Source organism: Butyrivibrio sp. XBB1001 (assembly GCF_000424505.1).
Lineage (GTDB): Bacteria > Bacillota > Clostridia > Lachnospirales > Lachnospiraceae > Butyrivibrio.
The window spans coordinates 190,221-197,718 of sequence record NZ_AUKA01000007.1; the positions used below are offsets into that span (position 1 = coordinate 190,221).

Sequence of the window (7,498 nt, forward strand, 5' to 3'; positions counted from 1 at the left end):
AATGTCAGATGGTTTGGAAAAAGTGATCAGCATAATCATTCCTGTTTATCAGGCAAGGGACACACTAAAAAAGTGTGTCTTATCATGCTTATCTCAGAAAAATATTGATCCGGATGAAATAGAGGTTATTCTGGTGGATGACGGCTCTACAGATGGAAGTTCAGAGCTTTGTGATGAGCTTGCAGGTTCAGATGAGAGGGGCAGGATCAAGGTGATACATACACCAAATGGCGGAGTCTCCAGAGCCAGAAACACCGGGATAATGCAGGCTACAGGCAGATTTATAGCCTTTGTTGATTCAGATGATTATGTGACAAACAGTATTCTTGGGAACATGATCAAATTTGCAGATGAGTGTACCCTTTTAGTTGATGAAACTGAAAGCTATCTTGGAAATCAGAAGATATCTGGATTTTCATATATAGAGAACAGTGTACTTAATTCAAACACCCACGTGTGGGGCAAGATTTTTGACAGAAAGGCCTTGCTGGAGGGGAATATCTTATTTCAGGAAGGGCTATCTATAGGCGAGGACCTTTTATTCCTCATGGATTTTGCAGCCTTCATAGGTAGAAAACGCAGTATAAGATGCGTAGCCTTAGAGGATTATGTCTATACTGAAAATGAGAACAGCGCAATGAACAGCGCTTTTAAAAAGAGCTATCTTGATCAGATAAGCTGCTGGAGACAGGCAGAGGATAAACTGTTGGAAATAAGGGAGTATGTATCTGCCTATGCCTTTGTTAGTGTGGCAGTTTCACAGATAATGACAGCTCTTTTGGTAGCAGGCAAGGTTGCAACTCAGACAGGAGAAAGAGATAATGACCTTGATGAAAAGGCTGTTTCCATGGTAAAGGACCAGATAAAACATGCACTTAAGGTACGAGGCGCATTTGCAGGGTTATCCCTGGGATATAAGATAAAGGTTTTGATCTTTAGGATAAATCCCGATTTGTATCTAAGGCTATATGCAAGGCACAAGAAGTCATAATCTTAAGCTGCCCATCTGGGCACTTTAAACGAGGGGTATTTATGGATTTAAACAGACCAATAATTTTATATATGCATGCAGGCAGTAAGAACCACGGCTGCGAGGCGATTGTAAATAGTACAGTCAAGCTGATTGCTGCAAAGCGCAGTGAACAGGGAATTGACACTAAGCTTCCTGTTCTTGTGGTTTCAAACAGCGTTCAGGAGGATCAGCAGTATTCCCTTGGAAGACTGGAAAAAGACGGACTTTGCAAGCTTGTGGAGGATAGGCATATAGATAGGGATTTTCTGGCCCATGTTTTCTACTATGGCTATCGAAAGATAAGTGGAGACAGAGAGTCTTTTCAGAGATACAAATATAAGGATGCATTCAGAGAATACAAAATACTGGTGGAAAACTATAAAAAGGCTAATCCAGGTGTAGACTTTGAGGGAGAGCCTTTGGCAGTATCAATTGGCGGAGATAACTACTGTTATCCAGAGATGGTGGAAGACCTTATCCTGGCTCACAATGTCTTTAGGAAGAAAGGCTTTGAGACAGTTCTCTGGGGCTGCTCAATTGAGCCTGATTCTCTCAAGGATAAAAAGCTTGTGGCAGATCTTTTGGCCTATTCCAAAATCTATGCTAGAGAGTCTATTACTTATAATGCGCTTGTAGATGCGGGAATACCTAAGTGTCAGCTTGAACTTAGAAAAGATCCTGCTTTTGAACTTGAGACCACCAAGGTTTCTATTCCAAAGCATTTTCATCCAGGCAAGACTGTTGGAATAAATTTAAGTCTAATGGTTCAGGAAAAAGAGACAGTTCCAGGAATTACCATAGAAAATTATAGGAACTTTATCAAATATCTTTTGGAGGAAACGGATCAGAATATAGCTCTGATCCCTCATGTTGTCTGGGAGAGAAACGATGACAGAAGACCTCTGGAGGAACTTTATCTGGAATTTAAGGACACTAAGAGAGTAGTGCTTATTGACGATGCGCCAGCTTCAGAATTAAAAGGTTATATTTCACAGTGCAGCTTTTTTGTTGGAGCAAGGACACATTCCACAATAGCTGCCTATAGTAGTGGTGTTCCCACTCTTGTTATAGGTTATTCAGTAAAGAGCAGAGGAATTGCCACAGACCTGTTTGGAAGCTATGATAACTATGTGCTTCCAGTGCAGGATTTAAAAGAGCCTGATGAAATGATAAAGGCTTATAAATGGGTATTAGAGCATTGAACTCATGTGTAAGAGTGTGGGGAGAGAATAAAATTAAGATATCCAAAGTGATATCGGTTCGGGGGTTATATGATAATTATTAAGATTGCTGGTGGGCTGGGGAACCAAATGCAGCAATATTCCTTGTACAGGAAATTACTTAGTCTTGGCAAGGAAGTTAAACTTGATCTTTCCTGGTTTGATCCTAAGATCCAGGAGAAGATGCTTGCAAAAAGAGATTTCGAATTGCCTCTTTTTGTGGATATTCCTTATGAGGTTGCAGATAAAGCTGAAGTTGATGCTTTTCTTAAACAGGGCTTCGCTTCAAAGCTTATTGGAAAAGTTATGAGAAAGCTTGGAAGACAGGCTTCTGATAACAAGAACGTTTTTGTGGAAACGCAGATGTATCATCCTGAGATATTTGACCTTGATAACAAATATATCGAGGGGTATTTTGCGTGCCAGAAATACTATGGCGACATTATGGATCAGCTTCAGGAGGCTTTTGTTTTTCCAGAGCACTCAATTGCTGATCTTCAGCAGAGAAATATGATAATGGCTGCCAGGATGGACAAGGAAAATTCAGTAAGTGTCCACATCAGGAGAGGGGATTACCTTGACCCTGAGAACTTTAAGGTGCTGGGAAATATTGCTACTGAGAAGTACTATGACAGCGCCATGAAGTATTTTATGGACAAGTATGAGAATGTCCACTTCTATATTTTTACTAGTGACCACGAATACGCAAGGGAGCACTACAGTGACGAATCCCTGTACACTATCATTGACTGGAATACAGGCAAGGACAGTGTGCAGGATCTTATGCTGATGAGTCACTGCAAGGGCAATATATGTGCCAATTCAACCTTTAGTTTCTGGGGTGCAAGGCTCAATAAGCGCCCGGATAAAGAGGTGATAAGAACCTTCACTATGCGTAATAACCAGCAATGTGATCCTGACAAAATGCATGATTACTGGAAAGGCTGGATACTTATGGACAAGGACGGACAAATCGTTTAAATGGGTAGAGTTCAGTCGGCAAAAAAGAATATTTTCTTTGGCGTTGTAGGGCAGATGTCTACAGTGCTGCTTACATTCATACTAAGAACCCTCTTTACCAGATATCTGAGTAAGGAACTTTTGGGCGTAAACAGTATCTATAGTGATGTTCTGTCTTTCCTCAATATGGCCGAACTTGGAATAGGAACTGCTCTTAATTTCAGCCTCTATGAGCCTGTGGTTAAGGGTGACAGGGAAAAGATAAAGTCCTATATGCAGATGTACAGAAAGGCTTACCATGTGATTGCTGCAGTTGTGGCTGTCATGGGAATATGCCTTGCGCCATTCCTTAAGTACATCTTAAAGAACCCTGGCTACACCATCAGGGAACTTACTATTTACTACTTTATTTTCCTCTTCAACACAGTTACCAGTTACTTTGTAACCTACAAGTACAGCCTTGCTAACGCTGAGCAAAAGAACTATATACAGACCAATATCTTTACCATAACCAAGATTATTGTTACATTTCTGCAGATAATAGTTGTGGCTGTCTTTAAGAACTTCCTTCTGTTCCTTCTGACAGATACTGTGGTTCAGCTTATTCAGAAGATCTTTGCAGCCAGATATCTTGATAAGATGTACCCCTATCTTAGGGAAAAGAATGTTCAAAAACTATCTAAAGAAGAGCATGATACTGTCTGGACCAAGACAAAGGCCCTTATTTTTCTTAAGGTTGGCGATGTAGCCAGACTTCAGACTGACTCAATAATCATTTCTTCTTTTATAGAAGTAGGTTACGCGGGTATCGTTAATAACTACAACCTGGTAATAAATTCTGTGGCCAGCTTTGCCAATATACTTTTTAACTCAGTCATATCAAGCTTTGGAAATCTCATTGCAACTGAGTCCAAGGATAAACAGTATGGCATGTTTAAGGTTTATAAATTTGTAGAAGCTTGGGTTTATGGCTTTACCTCCGTAGGTTTCATGGTTTTATTATCTCCTCTTATCAGAATATGGTTTGGAGATGACTGGGTAATGCCCGCAGCAGCAGTATATCTGATCCTTTTTGATTATTATTTTAAAGGAGAGAGAATTATACTCAGTAACTTCAAGACCGCAGCCGGCGTATTTGAGCAGGATAAGTACATTCCTTTTATTCAAGGAATAGTAAACCTAATTCTGTCAATTGCTCTTGTACAGACACCACTTGGAATTACAGGAATTTATATTGGAACAATCATATCAGGTCTCATAGCAAACTTTGTTAAGCCAGTAATAATTTACAGGGTTTGCTTTGACAGAAATGCTGTGGAGTTCTTCCTTGATTCCGCCAAGTATCTGGTGAGCCTTGTTGCGGTATTGGCACTGTGTAACTACATAGGAAGTATAGTTATGGCAGACCTTAATCTCTTTACCTTTGCCCTGATGATCATCATAGTTTCAGTGATCTTCAATGCGGCTTATCTGCTATTGTATTGCAGAACCGAAGAGTTTAAGTATTTATTTGAAAAAGTTAAGACTGCGGTCAGAAGATAATTGATTATCATGCAGAAGGTGTCTGTTTGGAAATGCTTTTTTCGTTTTGAAAATCATCATCCTCGTCCGAGAGCTGCACATTTTCAAACAGACATCCTTATGCATAGGATATTTATTTACTTTTTTTGTTTATAAACATAAAATATGATCTCCGAACATTAACTAGCTGGAGAATTAAAGATTAGTGTTGAAAAAGGACGTCTATCTTGCGGTAGACGCCCTTTTCGCTTAATAGTGAAGAGATATATGTTGAAAATATTTTGGTTATCTTGCGGGAACCCAAGTGATTCCGTAGAGCTGCTCCATGAGCTTTCTAAGCTCATTCTTCATGAAGTTGCAGGCAGAAGCTTCATCTACGAAGCTTGTAACGCCGATGCGGTCCTTCTTGTCCTGGAAGAATACAGACCAGCCGTTCTCAGTCTTATCTAAACAAATTCTATTCTTGTGATGTCCACCAATCTTGTAAAGTTTGGACGGAACAAGGTGTTCTTTGAAATATTTCTGAAGTTCTTTTGATGTCATCCCCAAATACCTCCTAGTGGTTATGATATTTACCACACGTAGTTTTAATTACTACATATAATATACCATAGAACTATTTGAGTGACAAGAACGATATTTAAAGTTTTTTAGTTATTCTTAGTTAGATTAGGAGATTATTGGTATTATTGGATGTGATTTTATTTCAAGAATGCGAAATAAATCTTAAATCTATATGAAAAAACGGTAAAAGCTCAACTTTTTAATCTGTATGCCGATATAATATATGCACCAGTAGTAGGTTTTTATATTAGGAGGAAACAAGGATGTTTATCCGAAAAGGCCAATGGATGGGTATTTGCGCGGCAGCAGTTGTCATGAGCCTGGTTTTTGATCCAGTGTTGACGAGTGCTACAGGAGCTGAAGAGATAACAATTTTCGGCTCTGGTTATAGTGTGCCTGATGATGCTGATGAAAATTTGATTGGCGATGCGCTTGAAGGAAATACCGGAATTGGCGAGATTATAAGCGAAATACAGATTGATGAAGATGAGATCTGGGCTCAGATTGATAGAGATGAGCTGAGGTCTTTTGTGGATGCAGAAGAACTAGGAAAGCTCATAGATAAAGAGGCAATCCTTGATAGCATCGATATAAATGCCATTAGAAGCCAGGTTGATGAAGAAAGAATAGCCATTGAGGTTGACAATGACGTGCATCCTGCTGATGTTATCAATGTTCAGCTTCCTATAATAGGAAATGAAAGTCCCTTTGATTTCTTGATAGACCCTCAGAACTTGATCTATTTGACAGATGCTGCCAGATATGGCGGCGGGAAAGTTGAAGAAGGGGCCAACATTTTATTCAAGAACACTCAGGGTGACTACGCTTTTTCAAGCAAGAGTGATGAGCTTGTTATAACAAACCGCAGTAATATACCTGTAAGGCTCTCTATCAGGGCGGAAGTTTCAAACCTGGGAGGCACAGAGTTTGTTGGCAGCAGGTCTGAGCTTACAGGACAGACACCATCTTTGTTCATGGCGCTTGCAGATAAGGATGGAATAAGATCTGTTATTACCGAGTATGGTGAAGCCACTATAGATGTTGTTTTAGAGGCAGCACCTGATGGAACCTATGATTTTAAGTGGAACGAGGACCTTGAAAAGTACGAATATAAAGTAGCTAATGAAGAAGCAGATTTTGATTCTTTCTCTTTTTATATAATTGCTGATTGTAATAAGGATGGAGACTGGGGAAGTGTATATGGCAACCCTGTTATTTCTGTATCCTGGATGACTGAGCCAGTAATTCCAGAGCCAGAAGAGATATCTGATGAAGAGCAGGAAATCCTTGGTGAGATAGATGAACTTGTTAGAAAATATCTTGGAATGAGAGATGTTGTTTCTTCTGACACTAGCTCCTATGAGCAGAACAAGGATGATGAGGCAGAAGATGAGACATCAGGAGAAAATGCAGAAGGTGCTAATTTCTCTGAGGATGCAAATAAGTCATCCGGTGAAGCTGCTGATAATTTAGATAATATCTACAGGGAAACAATCCAGGTAGACATTGATCAGGAAGAAATCAGAAATGCTAAGATCAATAACTTGATCAACAAGGAGCTTATCAAGCTTGTAACAGCAGAATATCAGCGTATCTATCAGGAAGAGCTGGATAAACTTATAGAAGCCGAAGTTGACAAGATGGCTCAGGATCTCTTTGAAGAACTTAAGGAAAAAGAGATTGCTCGTATCATTGAAGAGAAGAAGACCAACGAGAATGAAGATGAGTCTGCTGCAGAGTTTATAAGCGGCGAAGACCAGATTGAAATAGAAACAAAAGAAGAAATTGATGAAACGGCAGTAGATGATAAGGCTTTAGACGCTGAAGATAATTCAAATGCAGAAGGTGAAGATAATAAAGATGTGATCATCAATGAGAATATTGAGGATTCAGAGAATAAAGATACCAGTGGTGAAGCTGATGAAACCACTGGAGGAACTTCTGATGCATCAGATGAAAGTGGTACAGCATCAGATGATAGTTCAGCTAATCAGAGCCAGCCTCAGGAGCAGGACCAGGACGGAATCATAATATTCTAAATAAATGAGAGGAAATTCTTTTATCTAACACGCAGATTTAATACAAAAAATCTGCGTGTATTTTTTGCGCCAAAAGGCTATACATGCATAACTAAATCTCAAGAGAATGATGCAAAAATAGCAAAATAAGAAAGATTGCATGACAGTGGATCAAGAAAGTCATGCAAGAAAAGGAAAAGTGC

Annotated in this window: 6 protein-coding genes; 5 read left to right on the forward strand and 1 reads right to left on the reverse strand. The window is 39.5% G+C overall.

What is annotated here, in order from left to right:
• The first annotated feature begins 1 nt into the window (after position 1).
• The 4 genes from G631_RS20160 (at position 2) to G631_RS0108485 (ending at position 4,734) form a co-directional block, all read left to right on the forward strand.
• Positions 2-991 carry a glycosyltransferase family 2 protein gene (locus G631_RS20160; RefSeq protein ID WP_051197043.1) on the forward strand — a complete coding sequence of 330 codons (990 nt, stop codon included), beginning with the start codon at positions 2-4 and terminating at the stop codon, positions 989-991.
• A 41-nt stretch (positions 992-1,032) separates the two neighbouring features.
• Positions 1,033-2,214 (forward strand): polysaccharide pyruvyl transferase family protein, encoded by a 1,182-nt coding sequence (locus tag G631_RS0108475; protein WP_026489088.1) that lies wholly within the window; start codon positions 1,033-1,035, stop codon positions 2,212-2,214.
• A gap of 69 nt (positions 2,215-2,283) precedes the next feature.
• Positions 2,284-3,213 carry an alpha-1,2-fucosyltransferase gene (locus G631_RS0108480; protein ID WP_026489089.1) on the forward strand — a complete coding sequence of 310 codons (930 nt, stop codon included), beginning with the start codon at positions 2,284-2,286 and terminating at the stop codon, positions 3,211-3,213.
• Positions 3,214-4,734: a lipopolysaccharide biosynthesis protein gene (locus G631_RS0108485; RefSeq protein WP_026489090.1), complete on the forward strand. Its 1,521-nt coding sequence runs from the start codon at positions 3,214-3,216 to the stop codon at positions 4,732-4,734.
• Positions 4,735-4,998: 264 nt separating this feature from the next.
• Here G631_RS0108485 and G631_RS0108490 read toward each other — a convergent pair whose 3' ends face one another.
• Positions 4,999-5,256: a hypothetical protein gene (locus tag G631_RS0108490; RefSeq protein ID WP_026489091.1), complete on the reverse strand. Its 258-nt coding sequence runs from the start codon at positions 5,254-5,256 to the stop codon at positions 4,999-5,001.
• Between the two features lie 284 nt (positions 5,257-5,540).
• Between G631_RS0108490 and G631_RS0108495 the strand changes: the two genes are divergently transcribed.
• Positions 5,541-7,316, forward strand: a complete 1,776-nt coding sequence (locus G631_RS0108495) for a hypothetical protein (RefSeq protein ID WP_026489092.1) — start codon at positions 5,541-5,543, stop codon at positions 7,314-7,316.
• Positions 7,317-7,498: the final 182 nt, after the last annotated feature.